The sequence below is a fragment of the Hydrophilobacter chitinilyticus genome, from assembly GCF_049860745.1.
Lineage (GTDB): Bacteria > Pseudomonadota > Gammaproteobacteria > Burkholderiales > Burkholderiaceae_C > Rhodoferax_B.
In genome coordinates, this window is sequence record NZ_CP187561.1 from 6,088,133 (window position 1) to 6,108,680 (window position 20,548).

The following is a 20,548-nucleotide window of genomic DNA, read 5'->3' on the forward strand; positions in this document are numbered from 1 at the left end:
ACAGGCCGGCACAGGCCAGCCCGCTCAGAAAAGCTTCTGGCTCCCTTGCGGCAAGTTGTGCTGGATGTAAGCCTCCAGCGCATCTGCCGGCAGCGGCTTGCTGAACAGATAACCCTGGTAGGCCCGGCAACCGTTGTCTGCCAGAAACTGCCGCTGCTCTTCGGTCTCTACGCCCTCGGCAATCACCTCCAGCCCCAGGTTGCGCCCCAGGCCGATGATGGTGCGCGCGATCACGGCGTCGTTGGGGTCGGTCAGCACGTCGCGCACAAACGACTGGTCGATCTTCAACTGGTCGAGCGGCAAGCGCTTGAGGTAGGCCAGCGACGAATAACCGGTGCCAAAGTCGTCCAGCGAGAAGCCCACACCCAGGCGCTGCAGCTCGCTCATCTTGTCGATGGTGAGGTCCATGTCGTCGACCATCAGGCTTTCGGTCAGCTCCAGCTTCAGGCGCGGCGGGCGGGCGCCCGAGCGTTGCAGCTCGGCCATCACGTGGGTCACAAAGTCAGGGTGGCGAAACTGCCGCGAGCTGACGTTCACCGACATGATCAGATGCTCGGTCTCGGGCCGCAATGCCCACGCGGCCAGTTGCTCGCATGCCAGGCGCAGCACGCGCCGGCCAATCTGCACGATGATGCCGGTCTCTTCGGCCACAGGAATGAAACGCACCGGCGACACCATGCCCTGCTGCGCGTGCTGCCAACGGATGAGCGCCTCCACGCCGGTCATGCGGCCATCGCCATCGACCTGCGGCTGGTAGTGCAAGAAGAATTCGTTTTGCGTCAGCGCGCTGCGCATGTCCACTTCCAGCGCGGCGCGCCCCGTCACCGCCGCCTGCAAGGCAGGGTCGAAGAACCGCACGGTGTTGCGCCCGGCCGATTTGCTTTGGTACATGGCAATGTCGGCCTGCTTCAGCAGCTCGCCCACACCCGCATGTTCTTCCGTGAACGGCGCAATGCCCACGCTGGCCGAGCTTTGGTATTCGCCCAGCGAGAGTTGGTAAGGCGCGTTGAGTGCCGCCAGCACTTTGTCGGCCACCAGCCGCGCCTGGCGCGACACGTCGTGGATGTTGCCGCCCAGGTCTTCCAGCATCACCACAAACTCATCACCGCCAAGCCGCGCCACCGAATCGGCCTGGCGCACACACACCCGCAGGCGCTGCGCCACTTGCTGCAGCAGCAGGTCGCCCTGGTCGTGGCCCAGGGTGTCGTTCAGGGTCTTGAAGTTGTCCAGATCGATGAACAGCAACGCCCCGCCACGCTTGCTGCGCTCGGTGCTGGTCAGCGCCTGTTGCAGCCGGTCCATCAGCAACAAGCGGTTGGGCAACTGGGTCAGCGGGTCGTAGAAGGCCAGTTGCTGGATCTCGCGCTCAGCGCGTTTGCGTTGGCTGATGTCGGTGTTGATGGCCAGCACCGACACCGGCTTGCCACGGCTGTCGCGCACCAGGGTCCAGTGGGCTTCGATGGTGATGGCCTGGCCATCTTTGCGGCGCTGCGCGAGTTCGCCGGTCCATTCGCCATCAGCCATCAGTTGCGCGTGGCTACGGTCAAAGTCACGTGGATCGCGGTAGGCCGATTGCGCCACCGAAGTACCGATCACCTCGTCGGCCGCCCAACCGTACACGCGTTGCGCGCTGCGGTTCCAGTAGACGATGCGGTGCTGCAGGTCGCGCACGATGATGGCGTCTTGCGCCTTGTCGAGTAGCGAGGCCTGGTCGAGCAGGCGGGTCTCGTACTGCTGGCGCTCCAGCTCAGTGGTGGCGCGTGCGGCAAAGATGCGCAGCGTGTACATCACCAGGTCGGGGTGCAACAGCGGCGCATCAAACAACACACAAATCAAGCCCACGGGCTGGCCTTCGCGGTTGTCCAACCGGAAGCCCGCAAAGCCACGCACCTCCACGCCCGGCACCCATTCGCGCCAAGGTACGACACCGTCCACCACTGCAGAGGGCAGGTGACCCACGTCGGCAACCACAAACTGCGTCTGCCCCATCAACTGCGTCATGGCGCCGTTCAGCGGCAGGTCGCGGTTGGGCCACAAGCTGCCGTTGACGTACAGCGACAGGCTACGCAAACCCACAGGTTCGTCTGGTGGATGCAACTGCGCCACCACGCCCACCTGCGCGTTCAGCGCATCGGCCATGTGCAGGCCCAGGTTGTCGAAGAAGGTGGTGCCCGCGCCATCTGACACCGCCAGCGCCACCTTCACCAGCGCCTCTTGCAGATGCTGTTGTTGTTCACGTGCGCGCAGGCTCACAATGCCGAAGGCCAGGTCGTTGGCCAGCGCTTCGAGCAGGCGCACTTCATCGGAACCGATGTGCAATGTCTCGACCGAATACAGCAGCAGCGCGCCGAAGGTGCGCCCGTTGTCGCGCAGCGGCAGGCTGATCTGGCCACGGATGTTGCGCTCTTGCGCCAACGCGGCCCAGGGCTTGAAGCCTTCGTTCTGGCTGATGTCTTCGACAATCGCGAGCTGCCCGCTGCGGATCGCCAGGCCGCTCGGGCCCTTGCCATAGGGACTGTTTTCATCCCACGACACGCGTACCTGGCTGAGCACATCGGTCTGCTCACCCCAGCGCGCCATCACCTCGACGGTGCGCTCCACGTCGTCGCGTGCAAACCCCACCCAGGCCGCCGCGTAGCCGCCTTTTTCAACGGTGATGCGGCAAATGTTTTCGAGCAGCGCGGCCTCGGAAGTGGCGCGCACCTGGCTCTCGTTGCACGCGCTCAGCAGGGCCTGCGCACGGCTGACGCGCGACAACTCGCGCTCGGTGCGCAATTGTTCGGTGATGTCCACCCCTTGCACGATGCGCGCCTTGCGCCCGTCCAGTGAAATGGTTTGCCCCGCCACCGACAACTGCACCAGGCTGCCATCTTTTCGGCGGTTGCGGTTGTGCACGCCATGCAAGGGCCGCCCCACACGCACGCTTTCAATGACCTGGGCAAACTGCTCGTGGTCTTCTTCGGGCACCAAGTCGGCCAGGGTCATCTTCAGCAGCTCGGCTTCGGTGTAGCCAAACAAGCGAATCGCCGCACCATTGGCCGCCAGGATCGCCAAGGTTTCGTAGTCGTAAACCCACACCGGCTGCGGGTTGTCGCCAAACAGCACGCGGTAGTGTTCTTCAGAGTGGCGCAGCGTCTCGGCCGCGCGGTGGCGCTGGATCACCGACCCCAACGACAGCGCTAGCGTCTGCAGGCTCAACACATCGCGCTGGCTGAAGCCTTCAGCTTTGTTGGAGATCACTTTCAGCGCGCCGATGGGCCCAGCCTGCGTCGTCAGCGGTGCGACGATGATGGCGGTGAGGTGCATCGCATCCGATAGGTCGCGGATGACACGCGGGTCGTGCGGCACGTCGTCGGCCAGCATCACCTCGCCACGCTGCAAGGCCAAGCCGGTCAAGCTGCCTTCAAGCGGCAAACGCGCGCCCACACCGGTGGCGGTTTCACCCGCCACCGCCTGGCACACCATGTCGTCACCGTCGAGAAAACCGACCTGGCAGCCGGTGGCATTGGTCAACGCGCACACGCGCTCGGCGGTGATGTTCAACACGGACTGCAACCCCAGATCGAGAGAGGCCAGCTCTTGCTGGATGCGGACAATGCCGGCGCGCGCCTCGTCGTCTCGGCGCGCCTCTTCGGCGGCGTGGCGGATGCCGCGCAGGTCGGTCAACCCGCCCACCATGCGCGCGGCGCGGCCATGCTCGTCGTGGATCACCAGGCCTCGGTCGGACACCTCGGCATAACTGCCGTCGCCGCGCCGGAAGCGGTACTCGGCGCTCCAACTGCGCGCCGCCGGCGGGCCCAGTGCGTCGTTCAGGCTTTGCACCACGCGGACCCGATCGTCTGGGTGCACACGGCCGGCCCAGCCACTGGCGCCAAGCAAAAATTCTTCTGGCGGCACACCAAACAAGGTGTACAGGCCGTCACTCCAGGTGGTGACGTCGGTGGTCAAGTCCCAGTCCCAGACCGCGTCCGCCGACGCCTTGGCCAGGTACTTGAAGCGTTCTTCGCTGGCGCGCAAAGCCTCTTCGGCGCGCATCTGCTCCGACACATCCTGGATGGAGCCCCGCACCCGCGTCACCACGCCTTGTACATCACGCGACGCGCGGCCCAGCACCCGAATCCAGCGGCGCAAACCCGCACGCGCGGCCAGCCACACCACCACATCGAACGACTTGCCTTCGCGCACACATGCCGTCAATGCCTGCTGCAGCGCCGGCCGACAGCCGGGGTCGCACAGCGCCAGCGCTTCTTCGGGCGTGGGCGCACGACCCAACGGCAAGGCGAACAGGTCACCGGTGTTTTCGGTCCAGCGCAGGCGGTTGCGGCGCACGTCCAATGTCCAACCGGCCACACGTGCCAACTGACTGGCCACGCGTAGCGCCTCATAGCGGTGGCTGCGCATGGGCGCGACCAGCCGCGGCGTGGTGGCGGAAGAGGTATGGGCCACGGCAGGCGCCGCATGGGCGGGCTGCCGATCGAGCGCACGCACGGCTTGCACGGCCAAGGCCTGCAACGCACGCAACAACGCAGGCTCGTGCTGGTGTGGCACCACATCGGCCACCGCCAGACAGCCGAGCAACCAGCCGCCTGCACTCACCAAGGGCACGGACACATAGGCGCGGATACCGGGCTCGGCGCTCACCCAGGGGTGGTCGGCAAAACGTGGGTCGGCGCAGGCGTCTGGCACCTGCAAGCCGGAAGTGGGCCAAGCGGCACGCGACTCAAAGCTTTCGTCCAGCGCGATTTCGGTGCCCAGCTCACCCTGACGGGCTTTTAGCCACAAGCGGCTGGACGTGAAGATGCCCAACAGGGCGATGGGCATGCCATAAATGCTGGCCGCCAGTTGGACCAACTGGTCAAATTCAGGCTCGGGCGGGGTGCCCAGGATGGCGTAACGCGCGAGCAACTCCAGCCTTGCGGCTTCGCTGAGTTGCCCTGAATGTTGTGCAGTGGCTTCGTCCATGCCCAACCTATGGCCTGCCGGCCAATCGACACCCGATTTCACGACTCTCAACCATTGCTCCCCCTGGAGGCCGATGGCCACCGAGTATTTTTATTCAGCCACCACTCGCCTCGATACCAAGCGGCAGCCGTGCTTGTCTTCTTTATCGGCGGCTAAGCTGAAAAGTTGAGGGTACGCGGCAAAACAAGGTGTCCAGCACCAGCATCACCACCAACGATGCCCCCACCAAAGGAAAAGCCACGCCGCCCAGCGCCAGCAACGCAAGCAAACCGTACAGCACACGCTGGTCTGTTGGCAAGGGTGGTACACCCAGGCCGCCCACAGGTCGCCGCTTCCACCACATGGTGGCGGCGCTCACACACAGCAGCACAATCCCCAGGCACACCACCAGCAGCAGCGCCTGGTTGGGCACGCCGAACTCCTGGCCCATGTGGATGTTGATGCCCCATTCGAGCCAACGGCCCAGCAGCCCGTAGTCGGCATAAGACATGTCGATCAGCGGCTGGCCGGTGTATTGGTCGAGGTGCACTACGCGCTGCTCGGCCAGGTTGTTGGGGTAGACCGAGGCGCTGTAGACGCCTGTGGCGCCCTTGGGCGGGTTGACGGTGTAGCCCGGGGCGACGCCTAGTTTGTCGAACGTGGCGATGGCGGCATCCAGGCCGATGGCTGGGTTAGATGCTTGCGCTACGGGCACTGGCACATCGTGATGGCCTTCATGCGCGTCATGTCCTTCGTGCCCCTCATGCGCCGACTTGGGCAACTGCGCCTGCTCCAACGACCAGGCGGTAGGTGCCACATCGTTCAACCGCTGCTGCGACATGGGTACCGATACCCGCACACCCGCGGGGTAGCCGAAGTTGTGGCCGTTGGCCCACTCGTTCACCTTGGCCCCCCACACCACCGACCACGGCATGCCGGTGATGGCCAGGAACACCAACGCCGCGCCCACAAAGATGCCGGTGACCGCATGCAGGTCGCGCCAGAACAAGCGCTGGCCTGGCAGCCCCCGCACCGACACCACACCGCCCCGGCCTTTGCCACGCGGCCACCACAGGTAGACGCCTGTGAGCACCAACAAGATGGCCCAACCTGCTGCAATCTCGATGGCGCCACGCGCCACTGCGCCAAAGTACTTCAGGCTGTGCAGCTTGCGAATGGTCCACGCCACGCTGCTGCGGTCGGTCAATGCACCCAGCACTTGCGCGCGGTAGGGGTCGACAAACACCGACAGCGGCTCACCCTGCGCGGTGAGCACACTCACCTCGGCTGAATCGTCGGGTGCGGCAGGCCCACGGTACTTGCGCAGGGTGCCGGGGTGCGCGGCCAAGGCGGCGGCCACCAGTTGGCTCGGTGGTTGCACGGCGCTATCAGAAGCCGCGACAAACTTCAGATCGCGGTGAAAGTAGCCGTCGATCTCGGCTTTGAAAACATACAGCCCACCGGTTACGGCCAGCCAGATGAGGAACGGCAGCACCAGGAGGCCGGCATAAAAGTGCCAGCGCCAGACGGCGCGGTACAAGCTGGAGGCGGCGGGCGCGGCAGCAGCCTTGAGAGAAACAGTAGGGTTGATTGAAGACATCGTGAAATCTTTGAACGTGCCAAAACACAAGCGCACGCACCGCCGCATAGGCCCCTGGGCCTCGGCAGTCGCGCACACCAACGAAAGAAGTCAGACTGAAAGTGGGGGCCCGCGGGCGGGCAAGGCTGCGCCAATACGTGCAGCGATGTGGGCCGCCGCAATGGGCTGAAGGGCGTAAGCCAAGGGATGTGGCGGGGCCACGGTGGTGCGCGCTTGTGGCAGCGGCAGCGTGGCCGCCAGGCACAAGGAACAGTCGAGTGTGTGTTGCCCCGGCTCGGCAGCCGAGCCATCGTCACTGGTGAAGACGACCTTCACCGCGCCGCCCGCCGAACACACGATCTCCATGGCCTGAGGGTGCAACAGCGGCGAAGCGCTCGCCACGCTCAGCGTCAACACAAACCACGCCAATACCAGGCGGGCGAGTAGGGACGATGAACGGAAGAACTGCATGGCGTCGGATTATGCGCGAGCGACGTTGGGCATCATGGGGTAACGCCGCAGCATCCACCAGTACATAGCCGCACCGACAAACAAGGTGCTGGCGGCCAAGCCAAGCGACAGCGTGAAACCTATGGCCTGGCTGCTGCTGTGGCGAATGACCAGCGCCACCAGCGGTGGCCCGACAATTTGCCCCAAGCCGTACATCGCCGTGAGCATGCCCATGGTGCTGGCCACCGCCGCCGGGCGCAGGCGCCGCACTTCCTGCATCGCAAAAAAGGTGATGGCGGTGAACGGCAAGCCCAGGCACAGGCTGCCCAAGGCAAAGCCCCACGCATTGGGCACCACCACGCTGGCCAGCACCCCGACACCTTGCATCCCATAGCTGTAGGCCAGCCATTGGCGCATGTCGGCGCCGCGCGGCACACGTGTGGCAAGCACCGCACCCAGCATCACGCCCAGGCCGAAAATGGGCCAGAACAAATCGATCCACACCGAGTTGCCCAACACGCCACGCGCAATTACCGGCAAGAAGGTGGCGGTGATGATGTAGCCAAAACCGGCCAGTCCATAGGCGACGGTGAGTGCGCCCATCTCGCCTTGGTCTTTTCCCTTGCTTTGGGTCGGGGCAGCAGATGCCGCAGCGGGCGCGGCCGTGGGTGCTGCGTTGGCGCCCTGTGCGGCGGGCCGCTGGAACACCGGCCACACCACCACCGTCAACACCAGCGCCAGCCCGGCAAACAGCAACCAGCCGCTGGAGGCCGTCCAGCCCTGCGCCACCATGGCACTGGCAAACAGGCCGCTGAGCGCAATGCCGGCACCAGGGCCCACATAGATAAAGCCCCCCATCTCGGGCACACCCAAGCGCGCCAGTTGGGCCAGGCACCAACCCGAGGTATAGACGAACACATAGGCGCTCGCCACGCCAGACACAAAACGCAGCAGCGGCCACACCGCCGCCCAATGCCAGGCCATGCCCAGCGTCAACACACAGGTGGCCACCAGGCCGCCACGCACCATCAGCGCCGGCACCACGGGCGGCAAGACCCGCACACGCGCCCAGATCCACGGCTGAAAGGTGCACAACAACGCGCCCACCAGGTAGCCCAGGTAGTTGGCGCTGGCCAGCCAACTGGCGGTGGGCAAATCGACCACGCCGTCGTGCAGCATCATGGGCAGCAAAGGGGTAAACGCAAAGCGGCCAATGCCCATGGCGACGGCCAATGCCACCATGCCAGCCAGGGCGACACGCCAGGGGCTGGTGGCCTCGGATGGGCGGGCGCGTACGGAGGAATCAGTCGACATGCGGGGCCTCTTGGCTGGGTGCGCGGGCGGCCGGCACTTCAACGGGGCCAGACAACGCGGGGGGCGCCGCAACATCTGCACCTTCATCGTCTGCTGGCTCGTTGACCGTGGCCGCATACAGGCCCCAGGCCGACTGGAACAGCGCCGCAATCACCGGTCCGATGACAAAGCCATTCAGGCCAAACACTGCCATGCCGCCCAGCGTGGACAGCAGCACCACGTAGTCGGGCAGCTTGGTGTCTTTGCCCACCAGAATGGGCCGCAGCACGTTGTCGACCATGCCGATCACCAGCACACCGTAAGCGGCCAGCGCCACCGCCTTGACCATGTCGCCAGTGGCAAAAAAGTAGATCGCCACGGGCGCCCAGATCAGCCCCGCGCCCACGGCGGGCAACAGCGACAAAAACGCCATCAACACCGCCCACAGCACGGCCGAAGGGATGCCCAGGAACCAGAACGCCACGCCGCCCAGCGCCCCTTGTGCCGCAGCAACCAACAAGTTGCCTTTGACGGTGGCGCGCACCACGGTGATGAACTTGCCCATCAACGCGCGGCGGGTGTGGCCTTGCAGGGGCACCACGGCGCGCATGTGTTGCGTCAGCGTTTGGCCGTCACGCAGCAAGAAGAACAGCAGATACAACATGATGCAGAACGACACCGCAAACTCAAACGTGTTCTGCCCAAAACTCAGCGACTGCTTCAGCACCACCTGCCCACCCTGCGTGGCCATTTGCACCACTTTTTGTTCCAGGCTGGCGATGCCGCTGATGTCGAAGTAGCCCAGGATGTCCAACAACCACTTGGGCAAACTCGATTCAATCTGGCTGATACGGTCGCCCAGGTTGAACTGGCCCGCCTGCACCCTGGCAAAAATGGCCGTCAGCTCGCGCACCAGCATGCCGCCGATGGCGGCCACAGGCAAAATCACCAACACCAGAATGATCAGCAAGGTAGACAAGGCCGCCAGCGTGGCCCGGCCCTTCCACTTGAGCAGCAGCCAGCGGTGCAGCGGGGCAAACAAAATCGCCATCACCACACCCCAAAACACGGCGCCGCTGAAGGGCAGAAGAATCCAGCCAAAGGCCAGCGTAACGGCCACCAGCAACACCACGAAAATTTTCTTTTCGTGCGAAGTACGGCGGGCCTGGGGAGTAGTTTGCATGAGAGCGGGATTTGAGGGGAAAGATGTACCGATGGTATCGGCATTGGCAACGCACCGCCCTTCAGCACCTAGCAGGTTCACACCCGCCGACCCGGCTACCATGCACGTCTGTTTGAATACGCCCTCAGCCAAGGAGCCCCATGTCCCGCCCGATTCTTGACGAAGCCCAGATCCATCCCGCCATCCGCGCCGAGGTCGCCAAAGTCTCCCCCCAAGTGGCCGAAGTACAAGCCGCCATCACCGCCCACCCGCTGGTCGTCGTTGGCATGGGCCTGAATCCGTTTCCGCGCAAGGCGCGCCGCCTGCTGGATGCGGCCGGCGTACCGTACCACTACATCAGCTACGGCAACTACTTCAACAACTGGCGCGAGCGCAACACACTGAAGCTGTGGAGCGGCTGGCGCACTTTCCCCATGGTGTTCGCGCGCGGCACGCTGTTGGGCGGGGCGAACGATGTGGAGCGCTTGCTCAAAAGCGGCGAGCTACAGCAGTTGTTGAACCAGAAGTAGCTTGCCATCCGAACTTACGCCGACACCCATGCCATCCAGCAAACCCGACGAGCCCGATCACGCGGTCTACCGCACGCTGCTTGAGTCCACCCGAGCCATCCCCTGGAAGATCGACTGGGCGACTGCCACCTTCAGCTACATCGGCCCGCAAATCGAACCCCTATTGGGTTGGGCGCCGTCCAGTTGGATGACCGTCAACGACTGGGCCATGCGCATGCATCCTGACGACCGCGAGCGCGTGGTCAACTTCTGTGTCTCCCAGTCCCAGGCGGGGGTGGACCACGAGGCCGACTACCGCGCCCTGACGGCCAACGGCGAGTACGTGTGGATCCGCGACGTCGTGCATGTGGTGCGAGATGCACAGGGCAATGTCGAGGCGCTGGTGGGCTTCATGTTCGACATCACCGAGCGCAAGCAAACCGAAGAGAAGTTGCTGAGCCTGCAGAAAGAACTGGAGGAGATGTCGTACCTCGACAGCCTCACAGGCGTGGCCAATCGACGTAAGTTTGATGCCGTGCTCCAGAAGGAGTGGGCAGAGGCGCGGCACAACACCCAGCCACTCTCGCTGATCATGGTGGATGTCGACTTTTTCAAGCTCTATAACGACCACCATGGCCACGTTGAAGGAGATCACTGCCTTCAGCGGATCGCACAGGCACTGGCTTCAGCGGCCAACCGCCCACGTGACTTCTTTGCACGTTATGGTGGTGAGGAATTCGTCTTCATCCTGCCCGCCAGCGACGAGAAGGCCGCTGCAGCCGTTGCCGAGCGCTGCCGCCGGGCCGTCTTCAAAGCGCAGATTCCGCACGACAACTCTCCTCTCGGACAATTGATCACCGTCAGCATGGGCTTGGGTACCGTCATCCCCACGGCAGGGCAGGATCTGCGTCTCTTTATCGATCTGGTGGACCGCAGGCTGTACCAAGCCAAACGGGCTGGGCGCAATCAAATTGTGTCGGCCGCCTGAGGTTGCAGGTGCCGCTGAGAAACGCCAAAGGGCCCCGAGGGGCCCTTTGGTTTGTGCATCGGCGCGTGCCGAATGTGACGCGCTCTAGCGCTTAGCTCTTGTCGCGCGGAGGGCCCTTATGGTCGCCGCGAGGGCCACCATGACCGCCGGGGCCCATACGTTCCAGCATGCGCAGCGACTCGGCATCGAAGGTGGTCTTCTGGTCGGCGTTCAGTGCGCCGTAGAAGGTCTTGGTGGCGTCTTCACGCTTGTCCATTTCCAGGTTGCGCGCCACACGCAGGGCGTGCAGGCGGTCCAGGCGCTCGGGCGTGGTCAGCTTGGCGAATTCAGCGCGCTCGCCGCGGGCAGGTGGTGCTGGTGGCTTCATGCTGCCAGTGAACGCAGCCCAAGCGGGTTCTTGCTCGGGCGTGATCTTCAGCTTGGCTTTCAGCTCGGCCAGGCGCTTGGCGATGAACGCCTGCATCTTGGCCGGATCGCGGTGGTGCATGCCTTCCGCGCCTGGACCACCGTGGGCACGGGGGCCCTTTTGGGTGGCGGCAGGCGGTGGTGGCGCTGCATCCGCAGGGGCTGGGGTTTGCGCCATGGCGGTGGCCCCAAGGGTCGCCAGCATGCCGGCCAAAAATACATTTTTGATGGTGGTGGTGGTTGAACGCATCGGAGTCCTTCCTTTCGAAGAAGAAGCCTGCACGCCACAACGGCTTCAGGTTGATGCCAGTGTGGCCCGCCGATGTTTCGCCCCCATAACGGTGGTTTATTGCTTTGTAAAGTTTGGAATGGTGATTGTTTCCGGCCTAGGGCGACGCTGAATAAGTTACCTCGGATGGCCGCGCCCTGGCGTGGGAGGGACTGCTAGGCGCAAACCGCAGACATAGTTGCAGCTATGGCGAGGATTTGCAACGCCGCAGGCTGCCCGCGCCAGGGATGCGGGCGCCGAGAAGAACTTGTTCAGCGTTGCCCCACGGTTCAGGAAAGCAGCGCTGCGCTCTCGGGTGCGTCTTGCGCAGCTTCCGAGCGAACCATGCGCGCTTCGATCTGCTCGGCCAGGTACAACGCATCGCGCGCCACCCCCGAGAAGCGACCCGAGCCCCAGGTGTGCAGCCACGGCAGGCCCAAGAAATACAGCCCCGGTTGCGCGGTGACGCCGCGCACGTGCACCGGGTCGCCACGGCCGTTGAACACCGGTGCGTCCACCCACGCAAAGTCGGGCAGGAAGCCGATGCACCACACCACGCTGGTGATACCGCTGGCCGCCAGGTCGAGCGTGGTGCGCTCCTGCGGTGGTTGCCACACCGGCTCATACGGGCCACCGGGCGGCGCGTCGATGTGGTGCGCGGCGATGTATTTGTCGATGCTGGCGTTGATGCCGTTGTAGATGCCGTCGGCGTGGTCCAGATGCGCCTTGAGGTTGGGCTGGAAGTGCAGGGTGTCGCACTGCAAATCGGTCAGCAGGCCGTACAGTTCCATGCCCTCCAGCGCGAAGCGGCGCAGGTCGATGTCGCGTCCGCCATCGCGGCCGGTCACATAGTGGTTGGTGTTGTCGCGCACACCTTCGCGTAGCGGGTGCTGGGTGACGGGCAGGTTGTAATAGTCCATGTCGGCCAGCCAGTCGACCACGTCTTTGCCGCGATAGAAGCGGGCGCAGCGCGGCGCATCACCCGTGGCCACAAACACCTTGCGGCCGGCGAGGTGCAAGTCCTCGGCAATCTGCGAACCCGATTGGCCGCAACCCACCACCAACACCGCGCCTTCAGGCAGGGCTTGCGGGTTGCGGTACTCGGCCGAGTGCATTTGTGTGATGTGCGCGGGCAAGCGCTCGGCCAGGCGCGGCACGATGGGCTTGTGGTAGCCGCCCGAGGCCACCACCACCTGGTCGGCCGTGAAGCTGCCTTGGCTGGTGCTCAAGATAAACGGCTTGCCATCTGCCGGGCACGCCACCTTTTGCACCGTCACACCCTCCAGTGCGGGGGCATCCACATGCGCCACAAAACCTTCGAGCCAGGTGTTGATCTGGTCCTTCACCATGAAGCCGTGTGGATCGTCGCCAGCGTAGCTCCAGCCCGGCAGATTGCATTGCCAGTTGGGGGTGACCAGGCAAAACGAATCCCAGCGCTGGGTGCGCCAGCTGTGCACGAGTTTGTTTTTTTCCAGCACCAGGTGGCTAATGCCGCGCTGCTGCAAATAGACGCTGAGGGACAGGCCGGCCTGGCCGCCGCCGACGATGGCCACGGCGTAGTGTGTGGAGTCAGAATCAATGTGGGACATGATGGTTTCTCTTAGCTGAAAGCGGTGACACGCACCTGCGCATCCGCCTGGGTTTGAAAGGGCGCGGCCAACTGCTCGATGTCGGCCAACTGGTCCATGGCTTGTGAACACGCAAAGCCGTACTTGGTGCGCACCCGTTCAGAGGCGATGTGCAGCGCCTCGCGCGTGCGCTGCAAGAAGTCGGGCAACGGGTAGCTGTGGCCTACTTGCAAATACTCTTGCACCACCAGCGATGGCGAGTAGCAACGGGTTTCGGTTTGGTCGGGCCAGACCACGTGGAAGTGCATTACAGGCATGGGCTGTGTTCCTTGGTGAACATGTGTTGATGTATGTTTTGGTAGAGGTGGGTGTGGATCGCGGCACTGCGCGACCAACTGAATTGCGCGGCAAGGCGCGTGGCCGATGCCGCTATGCGCGCGGGGTCACGGCCGTGCAAAGCCTGCTGCACCGCGTGGACAATGGAAACGACGTCCAGCGGGTCGGCCCAACTCGCGTCCTGTGGCTGCAGGTAAGCCGTGAACGGCGCGATGTTCGACACCACCACCGGCACACCGCTGCACAGCGCCTCCAGCACCACCAAGCCAAAACCTTCGCTCAGCGACGGCATGGCCACCACGTCGGCCAGGCGGAACAGGCCGGGCATGTCGGCATCCGCCAAGGGGCCGGTGCGCAATACGTCTTGGCTCGCGCCGCTGGCTTGCAGCGCCGCATGAAACTCACGCGCATAGGCCGAGTGGTCAAGCAGGCTGGCTCCGCCCGCAATCACCAACTGCAAACCAGGCAACGACGCGCGCAGTTGCCCAAAAGCCTGCAGCACGCGCAGGGTGTTCTTGCGCTCTTCCACACCGCCCACACACAGCAGCACCAGGCCATGCGCACGATCCATGCGAATGCCCAGGCGCTGCGCCAGGGCCGCATCAGTTGGTTGCGGAATGGCGCTGTAGCGCTTGGCGTCCACACCATTCGGCACTTCATGCGCGGTGAGGCCATGTTCGCGCGCCAGCACTTCTTGCCACAACCGGCTCACACACAGCACCTGCTGCGCCTGATGCACCGAGCGGTGTTGCCAGGCCATCAACTGGGGCTGCGCAAAGTTGTCCAGGTGGTGCACGGTGCGCACAAAGCCGCTGATCAGCCCACGCTCTTGCAGCGTGGCCAACGCGTTGCCGCCAATGCCGTCGTGGGCGTGCAGCACGTCGAAGTGTTCGCGTGCGAGCAAAGGGGTGAGGTGGTCTACGTAGGCGTTGATGCGGCTTCTGACCATTTCGACCATGTCGCTTGGGGTGTGGCTTACCGGCACCAACTCGGCCGCGCACCGCACGGGCCTGAAGAATTGTTGGCCGGGCGTGGCCGGGGCCATCACCGTCACGTCGTGCCCCATGTCGAACAAAGCATGCGCCAGCTCCAGCGTGTGCACCACGCCGCCGCGCGGGTTGACGGAATGGGTGAGCAGGCCAATTTTCATGCCGCTATTCCCGCTTCAGCACCTACCGCTTCAGTGATGAAGGCTTCCTCGGCAAAGTCCCACAACAAGGCTTGTTCACCCGCGTGGCGCAGGTGCACCTGGCGGCTGGCGGTGACGTCGCCCACCACGGCGCAGGCGATGTCGCGCACCGCAAACCGCGTAAGCACTTCGCCCAGGTGTTGCGGCCGCACACTCAGCACAAAGCCGTAGCTGGGGAACGACGTGAGCCACCGTTGCAGCGGTACACCTTCGGGCCGGGGAATAGCGTCGACGTCGATCACGGCGCCCACTTGTGAGCATTCGAGCAGCATCATCGCCGTGCCCACGGCACCGGCCATGCTGATGTCTTTGGCCGCATCACACACGCCGTCTTCGGCCAGGCGGGGCAGCAACTCCAGGTCGCCACGCAGACGCACCGCGGGGGCGCTGGTCGATGCGTTCCAGTAGGGAAAGGGTTCCTCGTAGGCACCGCGCAGGTCGGTCACCATCACCAGCTTGTCGCCAGGGGTGGCGTTGAAGCTGGTCAACAAAGCGTTGGCCTGGCCCAGGATGGCCACGGCCAGCTGCGGGCGCTCGCTGCGGTTGTTGCTGTGGCCGCCCACAATCGGCACGCCGTAGGTGTGGGATGCACGCGCCATGCCTTGCAGCATCTCGCCCGCTGGGTCCATGCCTTTGCTCCACAGGGCGTTGACCACCGCCGTGGGGCGGCCGCCCATGGCGTGGATGTCGCTCACGTTGACCATCACGCTGCAGTAACCCGCGAACCACGGCATGCGTGTGATGAAGTCTTCGACCAGGCCTTCGATGGCGAACAGCAGGTAGCCGCCTTGGCCATCGGGAATGGCGGCGCAGTCGTCGCCCACGGGCACGGCTTGCGCCAACGCGTCCACGCCCCCGGGTAGGGCCACACCTAACGCTGTCACGATGTCGCTGATGTCGCGCTTATGAGCAAAACCGCGACTGCCCCGCAAGAATTCACAAAGCTGCGCGGCGCTCATGAGGTGCTCCTGGCACGCGTGACAAATCCGCTCACCGGGTCGAAGCACGGCGGGTAAGCCGCCAGGTCGGCCTGCATCTCGCCGTGTGGCCGGCCGTGGATGTTCAACTCGCCCAACAACTGCCAGTTGAGCCGCTGGAACAGCGGCACGTTCTGCGCCTGCACATGCGCCAAAAACGTGTGGCAACCCAAGGCATGGGCGCGGCTCACGGCCAGGCGAATCAAGGTGGCGCCCAGGTGGCCTTGGTTGCGAAACGACGGGTGTACCGCCAAGCGCGAGCCCCACCACACACCCGGTGCTTTTTCATGGATGCGCACCGTGCCCACCACTTGGTCGGGCATGCCCGCGCTGCACGACATGGCGACCAACAACTGCGCGTGGGCGTCAATCGCATCACGGTCGTCGCCGGTGAAGATGCCTTGCTCAATGCAGAACACCGCACGGCGCAAGGCCATGGCCTCAAGGCGCTCCCAGTCTTGGCACGCGGCGCGCACCAGGAACTCTACCGGCGCCCAGACGGGCGGCGCTTCCAACACGTTGTCGATGCAGAGCATGGCGACCTCCTCAGGTTTCGTAGACGGAGAGGGACGAACACGCGCCGCACTTGCCGCAGCCGGCCTTGATGTCGCTGGAACGCAAGTTGGCGGCGGCCAGACTGCGACCCAGCGGCTGCAGGATGTCGCGCATGAACTCGGGCGAGGGGGCAGCGTGGTCTTCCAGCGGCGTGCCGCTGATGGGCACAAACGGCACGACAAACGGGTACACGCCCAGCGCCAGCAGTTGGTCGCATATTTCCAAAATGGCTTCGCGTGTGTCGCCCAGCCCGGCCAGGATGTAGGTGCTGACCTGGCCGCGCCCAAACACACGCACAGAGGCTTCAAACGCCTGCATGTAGCGGCTGATGGGCACTTGCGCTTTGCCCGGCATGATCTTCTCGCGCAGCGCGGGTGTCACCACTTCCAGGTGCATGCCCAGCGTGTCGATGCCCGAGGCGCGCATGCGCTCGAACCACACGTCGTGATCCGGTGGCTCGCACTGGCCCTGGATGGGAATGTTGACCGCCGCCTTGATGGCAAACGCGCTGTCGCACAACACTTGCGCGCCACGGTCGGTGGCGTTGGGTGTGCCGGTGGTCATCACCATGTGTTTGATGCCGTCGAGCAGCACGGCGGCGCGTGCCACCTCGGCCAACTGCTGTGGCGTTTTGTGCGCGATGGTGCGGCCCGCCGCCAGCGACTGGCCGATCGCGCAGAACTTGCAGGTCTTCTTGCGGCTCTCGTAGCGAATGCAGGTTTGCAGCACCGTGGTGGCCAACACATCGGCGCCGTGCAGCGTGGCGATGTGCGAGTAGGGCACACCGTCCATGGTTTGCATGGCGTAGAAGCGCGGCTGCTTGGGGAAGCTGATGCTGGCGATGGGAATGCTGCCCCGCGTGACCACGCTGCGGCCTTGTGCATCGGGCGCCTGCGCGGTAAACGGCGAATGCCACGCGGTGGAGGTGTGCACCGGCACCATGATGGTGTGGCCGTCCACCGTCACGGCCTTGTGGTCGCTGGGGCCCGCGCCGCCCTTGCGGCTGGCCACCCCGGCGCTGGGGTCAACCAACCGCAGCCCGAAGGACTGCAACTCGGTCATCAGCTCGCGGCTCATCGGTTGGAGTGTGGCGTTCATAAGGGCTTTCGGTGGAAGTGAGGGTAGGGGTTGAAGACGGGAACATCGCTTGCATGGGCGTGGCCGGGCGGTCGTTCAGCACCAGGCCCAGCAGCTCGGGCCGGGCGTAGTGGCCGACCGAATCCATCATGCGTTTGCGCTTGGCGATGAGTGCCATGTCGAGGTCGGCGATCACCATGCCTTCGCCCTCGGTGAGCGGCGGCGCCAGGTGTTTGCCTTCGGGCGAAATGATGGCCGTGTGGCAGCCGCCGCGCAGCGCCTTTTGCAAACCCCCATCGGGCGTGATGGCCATGATTTGCGCATCGGTCAGCCAGCCCGTGGCGTTGACCACAAAGCAGCCCGATTCCAGCGCGTGGTGGCGGATGGTGACCTCCATCTGCTCGGCAAAAATCGGCCCGACCAACGAGCCCGGAAACTGCGCGCAGTGGATCTCTTCATGCTGCGCCATCAGGCTGTAGCGCGCCAGCGGGTTGTAGTGCTCCCAGCAGGCCAGTGCACCCACCTTGCCCACTGCGGTGTCGACCACCTTGAGCCCGGCGCCATCGCCCATGCCCCAGACCATGCGCTCGTGGTAGGTGGGCGTGATCTTGCGGCGCTTCAGCGCCAGCGTGCCATCGGCATCAAACACCAGTTGCGTGTTGTACAGGCTGCCATGGTCGCGCTCGTTCACGCCCAGCACCACCACGATGCCGTGGGCACGCGCACGCTCGGCCACGGCGGCCGTCACCGGGCCGGGTACCACCACCGCGCGCTCCATCAGCTTGAGGTGCGGCGCGCCCTGCAGCACCGGCGGCAGCACAAACGAGAAGTACGGGTAGTAGGGCATGAAGGTCTCGGGAAAGACCATCAGTTGCACGCCTTGGCGGGCGGCGTCGTCGATGGCGGCGCACACCCGCTCCAGCGTGCCTTCGGGGCGCTCGAAGTCCGGGGCGATCTGCACCGCGGCGGCGCGTACGGTTTTGGGCGTGCTCATCGGCGTCAGTCCCTTACAGCGTCCAGGTGTCCAGGATCACCGCGTTGGCCTTCTTGTGAATCAACACAATGTCCAACACGTCCAGCGGGTTGATCGGCTTGATGCCTTCGATCAACGCGCCTTCGCCGTGGCCGTACAGCGCTTGCAGCGCGAAGCGGCAGGCGTAGACCTTGCCGCCTTCGGCCATGAACTTGGTGATCTGGTTGTTGAAGTTCTGGTGGCCGGGAAATGCCTCGTCACCCAGCGTGGGAAAGCCGCGCTGCACACCCAGGGTCACGCCCGGGCCATACAACAAGACCGAGGTTTCATAACCCTTGCGTTGCAGGCGGGTGGCTTGCAGCAGGTTGACGAAACCAATCGAGCCTTCAAAGGCCACGGTGTGGAAAGTGACCAGCGCCTTCTCGCCAGGCGCGGCCTTCACGTCTTCAAAAACCTTCTCTTCGTAATCGACAAGCACATCGCCTTTGACGTTGGCGGGTTTGGTGACTTTAGGCATGGTGGTTCTCCGGTAAAAGGGCATCAATAAAGGACTGTCGCCCTCCACATTTCGCATGCTCTGTGCCACGCCAAACCCCTGGCCGTGCGATCAAGTCGCCATCAAACATGCTGGATGTGCCCTGGCGGTTTGAAAATATTTTTTGCGCCGCCAAAAGCCCCGCCCGCAGGCGGTTTAGGCGCACCGCTTTAAACCGTTTTGCATGCGATCAATGCACCCGATCATTGGTTTTTTCGCACCAGCAAGAGGCGCAATGCAGTGGCACAGCAGGCGTAGAACTTGCGTCACCTCTCCGTCATTGATTGCATGCGAATGCGATCAACCCATGCGATCAAGTCAAACGATGAAGTTGCGCGCGACCACACCATGAACAAAACCCCAGCCCACTGGATCAAGAAGCTGCAGAAGAGCGACAAACCGGCCTACCTGCTGATGGCCGACTTGATTGCCGACGACGTGCGCACCGGCCGGCTGGTGGCGCGCGACCGCCTGCCCACGCTGCGCGACCTGGCGGGCGACCTGCAGCTCAACTACACCACCGTGGCGCGCGGCTACAGCGAGGCGCGCAAGCGCGGACTGATCGACACGCATGCCGGCATGGGCACCTACATTCGCGGCTCCAGCCCGAGCCTGCCGCTGCGCGGCGGCAGCGCCGCCGAGATGACCATGAACCTGCCGCCCGAGCCGCAAGACGCCGCGCTGCTGGCCCACATGCACGACACCGCCGCCGGTGTGATGGCCAGCGCCGACCTCTACGCACTGCTGCGCTACCAGGACTTCGGCGGCACACCGCACGACCGCGCCGTGGGCGCGCAATGGCTACGCCGCCACGTGCCCACCTGCCGCACAGAACAGGTGCTGGTGTGCCCCGGCATCCACAGCGTGCTGACGGCGCTGTTCTCGCAACTGGCAAGGCCGGGTGAACTGGTATGTGTAGAGGCGTTGACCTACCCCGGCGTCAAGGCCATTGCCGCGCAGCTCGGCATTCAATTGCACGCCCTGCCGCTGGACGACGACGGCCCCAGCGCCGAGGCGTTTGAACACGCCTGCAAAACCCTGCACCCCAAGGCGCTGTACTGCAACCCCACGCTGCTCAATCCGACCACCGCCACCGTGAGCCGCTCGCGCCGCGAAGCCCTGGCTGACGTGGCGCTGCGCTACGCCATTCCCATCATTGAAGACGATGCCTATGCGATGCTGCCACTGCAGACGCCGCCCGCCATGGCCAGCCTGGCGCCGGGCCTGACGTACTACATCACCGGCTTCTCCAAATGTTTTGGCGCCGGCCTGCGCAGCGCCTACGTGTGTGCCCCGGGCGAACGCCAGGCCCAGAGGCTGGCCGGTGCCATGCGCGCCACCACGGTGATGGCATCGCCCTTCACCAACGCGCTGGCCACCTTCTGGGTGGAAGACGGCACAGCCGACGCCATGCTGCAAGCCATCCGAGCCGAATGCGCCGCGCGCCAGACCATCGCCGAGCATTACCTCGCGCCCTTCGGCATGTTGGGCCAGCCGGAATCGTTCCACCTCTGGCTGCCCGTGGCCGAGGGCTGGAGCCCGGTGGAGCTGGCCGCCCATCTGCGCGCGCAGGGCGTAGCGGTGGTGGCCAGCGCCGCGTTCTCTACCGATGGCGACCCGCCCGACGCCGTGCGCATCTGCCTCGGCGGGCCCACCACAGTCGACGAATGTGAGCACGGCCTGCATTTGGTTGCTGACACGCTTTTGCATCCGGTGCACCATCACGCCACCAACCTTTGAACC

At 64.5% G+C, this 20,548-nt stretch carries 17 protein-coding genes; 3 read left to right on the top strand and 14 right to left on the bottom strand.

Translation table 11 applies throughout. The features are described 5' to 3' along the window. Positions 1-24 precede the first annotated feature (24 nt). The 5 genes from ACPWMG_RS27265 to ACPWMG_RS27285 all read right to left on the bottom strand — a co-directional run bounded on the left by ACPWMG_RS27265 (position 25) and on the right by ACPWMG_RS27285 (position 9,446). Positions 25-4,962 (bottom strand): EAL domain-containing protein, encoded by a 4,938-nt coding sequence (locus tag ACPWMG_RS27265; protein WP_483302598.1) that lies wholly within the window; start codon positions 4,960-4,962, stop codon positions 25-27. A 142-nt stretch (positions 4,963-5,104) separates the two neighbouring features. After that, on the bottom strand, positions 5,105-6,541 hold the full coding sequence (locus tag ACPWMG_RS27270) for a PepSY-associated TM helix domain-containing protein (protein WP_483302599.1): 1,437 nt from the start codon (positions 6,539-6,541) through the stop codon (positions 5,105-5,107). Between the two features lie 90 nt (positions 6,542-6,631). Continuing rightward, positions 6,632-6,991, bottom strand: a complete 360-nt coding sequence (locus ACPWMG_RS27275; RefSeq protein ID WP_483302600.1) for a DUF2946 family protein — start codon at positions 6,989-6,991, stop codon at positions 6,632-6,634. A 9-nt stretch (positions 6,992-7,000) separates the two neighbouring features. Further along, a complete protein-coding gene (locus ACPWMG_RS27280; RefSeq protein ID WP_483302601.1) occupies positions 7,001-8,284 on the bottom strand; it encodes a YbfB/YjiJ family MFS transporter in 1,284 nt (427 codons plus the stop codon). After that, entirely contained in the window at positions 8,274-9,446 is a 1,173-nt protein-coding gene (locus ACPWMG_RS27285) for an AI-2E family transporter (RefSeq protein WP_483302602.1), read from the bottom strand. The genes ACPWMG_RS27280 and ACPWMG_RS27285 overlap by 11 nt, the downstream gene beginning before the upstream one ends. 140 nt (positions 9,447-9,586) lie before the next feature. Between ACPWMG_RS27285 and ACPWMG_RS27290 the strand changes: the two genes are divergently transcribed. Both ACPWMG_RS27290 and ACPWMG_RS27295 read left to right on the top strand, forming a co-directional pair. After that, positions 9,587-9,955 carry a glutaredoxin domain-containing protein gene (locus ACPWMG_RS27290; RefSeq protein ID WP_483302603.1) on the top strand — a complete coding sequence of 123 codons (369 nt, stop codon included), beginning with the start codon at positions 9,587-9,589 and terminating at the stop codon, positions 9,953-9,955. A gap of 28 nt (positions 9,956-9,983) precedes the next feature. Next, a complete protein-coding gene (locus tag ACPWMG_RS27295) occupies positions 9,984-10,922 on the top strand; it encodes a GGDEF domain-containing protein (protein ID WP_483302604.1) in 939 nt (312 codons plus the stop codon). Between the two features lie 91 nt (positions 10,923-11,013). Here the strand turns inward: ACPWMG_RS27295 and ACPWMG_RS27300 are convergent, their stop codons facing one another. From ACPWMG_RS27300 to ACPWMG_RS27340, 9 genes are all read right to left on the bottom strand, one after another. Beyond that, positions 11,014-11,577, bottom strand: a complete 564-nt coding sequence (locus ACPWMG_RS27300; protein WP_483302605.1) for a Spy/CpxP family protein refolding chaperone — start codon at positions 11,575-11,577, stop codon at positions 11,014-11,016. Between the two features lie 308 nt (positions 11,578-11,885). Next, the gene (locus tag ACPWMG_RS27305) at positions 11,886-13,184 is read right to left on the bottom strand and encodes an MSMEG_0569 family flavin-dependent oxidoreductase (protein WP_483302606.1); all 1,299 of its coding nucleotides are present in this window, start codon (positions 13,182-13,184) and stop codon (positions 11,886-11,888) included. 11 nt (positions 13,185-13,195) lie between these two features. Then, the gene (locus ACPWMG_RS27310) at positions 13,196-13,480 is read right to left on the bottom strand and encodes an MSMEG_0570 family nitrogen starvation response protein (RefSeq protein WP_483302607.1); all 285 of its coding nucleotides are present in this window, start codon (positions 13,478-13,480) and stop codon (positions 13,196-13,198) included. Next, on the bottom strand, positions 13,471-14,649 hold the full coding sequence (locus ACPWMG_RS27315; protein ID WP_483302608.1) for an MSMEG_0565 family glycosyltransferase: 1,179 nt from the start codon (positions 14,647-14,649) through the stop codon (positions 13,471-13,473). The genes ACPWMG_RS27310 and ACPWMG_RS27315 overlap by 10 nt, the downstream gene beginning before the upstream one ends. Beyond that, on the bottom strand, positions 14,646-15,647 hold the full coding sequence (locus tag ACPWMG_RS27320) for a sll0787 family AIR synthase-like protein (RefSeq protein ID WP_483302609.1): 1,002 nt from the start codon (positions 15,645-15,647) through the stop codon (positions 14,646-14,648). The genes ACPWMG_RS27315 and ACPWMG_RS27320 overlap by 4 nt, the downstream gene beginning before the upstream one ends. After that, complete coding sequence (locus ACPWMG_RS27325) at positions 15,644-16,201, bottom strand: MSMEG_0567/Sll0786 family nitrogen starvation N-acetyltransferase (protein ID WP_483302610.1); 558 nt, start codon at positions 16,199-16,201, stop codon at positions 15,644-15,646. The genes ACPWMG_RS27320 and ACPWMG_RS27325 overlap by 4 nt, the downstream gene beginning before the upstream one ends. A 10-nt stretch (positions 16,202-16,211) precedes the next feature. Further along, on the bottom strand, positions 16,212-17,282 hold the full coding sequence (locus ACPWMG_RS27330; protein ID WP_483305357.1) for an MSMEG_0568 family radical SAM protein: 1,071 nt from the start codon (positions 17,280-17,282) through the stop codon (positions 16,212-16,214). Then, entirely contained in the window at positions 17,245-18,291 is a 1,047-nt protein-coding gene (locus tag ACPWMG_RS27335) for a Nit6803 family nitrilase (protein ID WP_483302611.1), read from the bottom strand. Before ACPWMG_RS27335 ends, ACPWMG_RS27330 begins: the two co-directional genes overlap by 38 nt. A gap of 13 nt (positions 18,292-18,304) precedes the next feature. Beyond that, positions 18,305-18,787 carry an MSMEG_0572/Sll0783 family nitrogen starvation response protein gene (locus tag ACPWMG_RS27340; protein ID WP_483302612.1) on the bottom strand — a complete coding sequence of 161 codons (483 nt, stop codon included), beginning with the start codon at positions 18,785-18,787 and terminating at the stop codon, positions 18,305-18,307. A gap of 366 nt (positions 18,788-19,153) precedes the next feature. On the opposite strand from ACPWMG_RS27340, the gene ACPWMG_RS27345 reads away from it, so the two are divergent. Next, positions 19,154-20,545, top strand: coding sequence for an aminotransferase-like domain-containing protein (locus ACPWMG_RS27345; protein WP_483302613.1), 1,392 nt, complete (start codon positions 19,154-19,156; stop codon positions 20,543-20,545). Positions 20,546-20,548 lie beyond the last annotated feature (3 nt).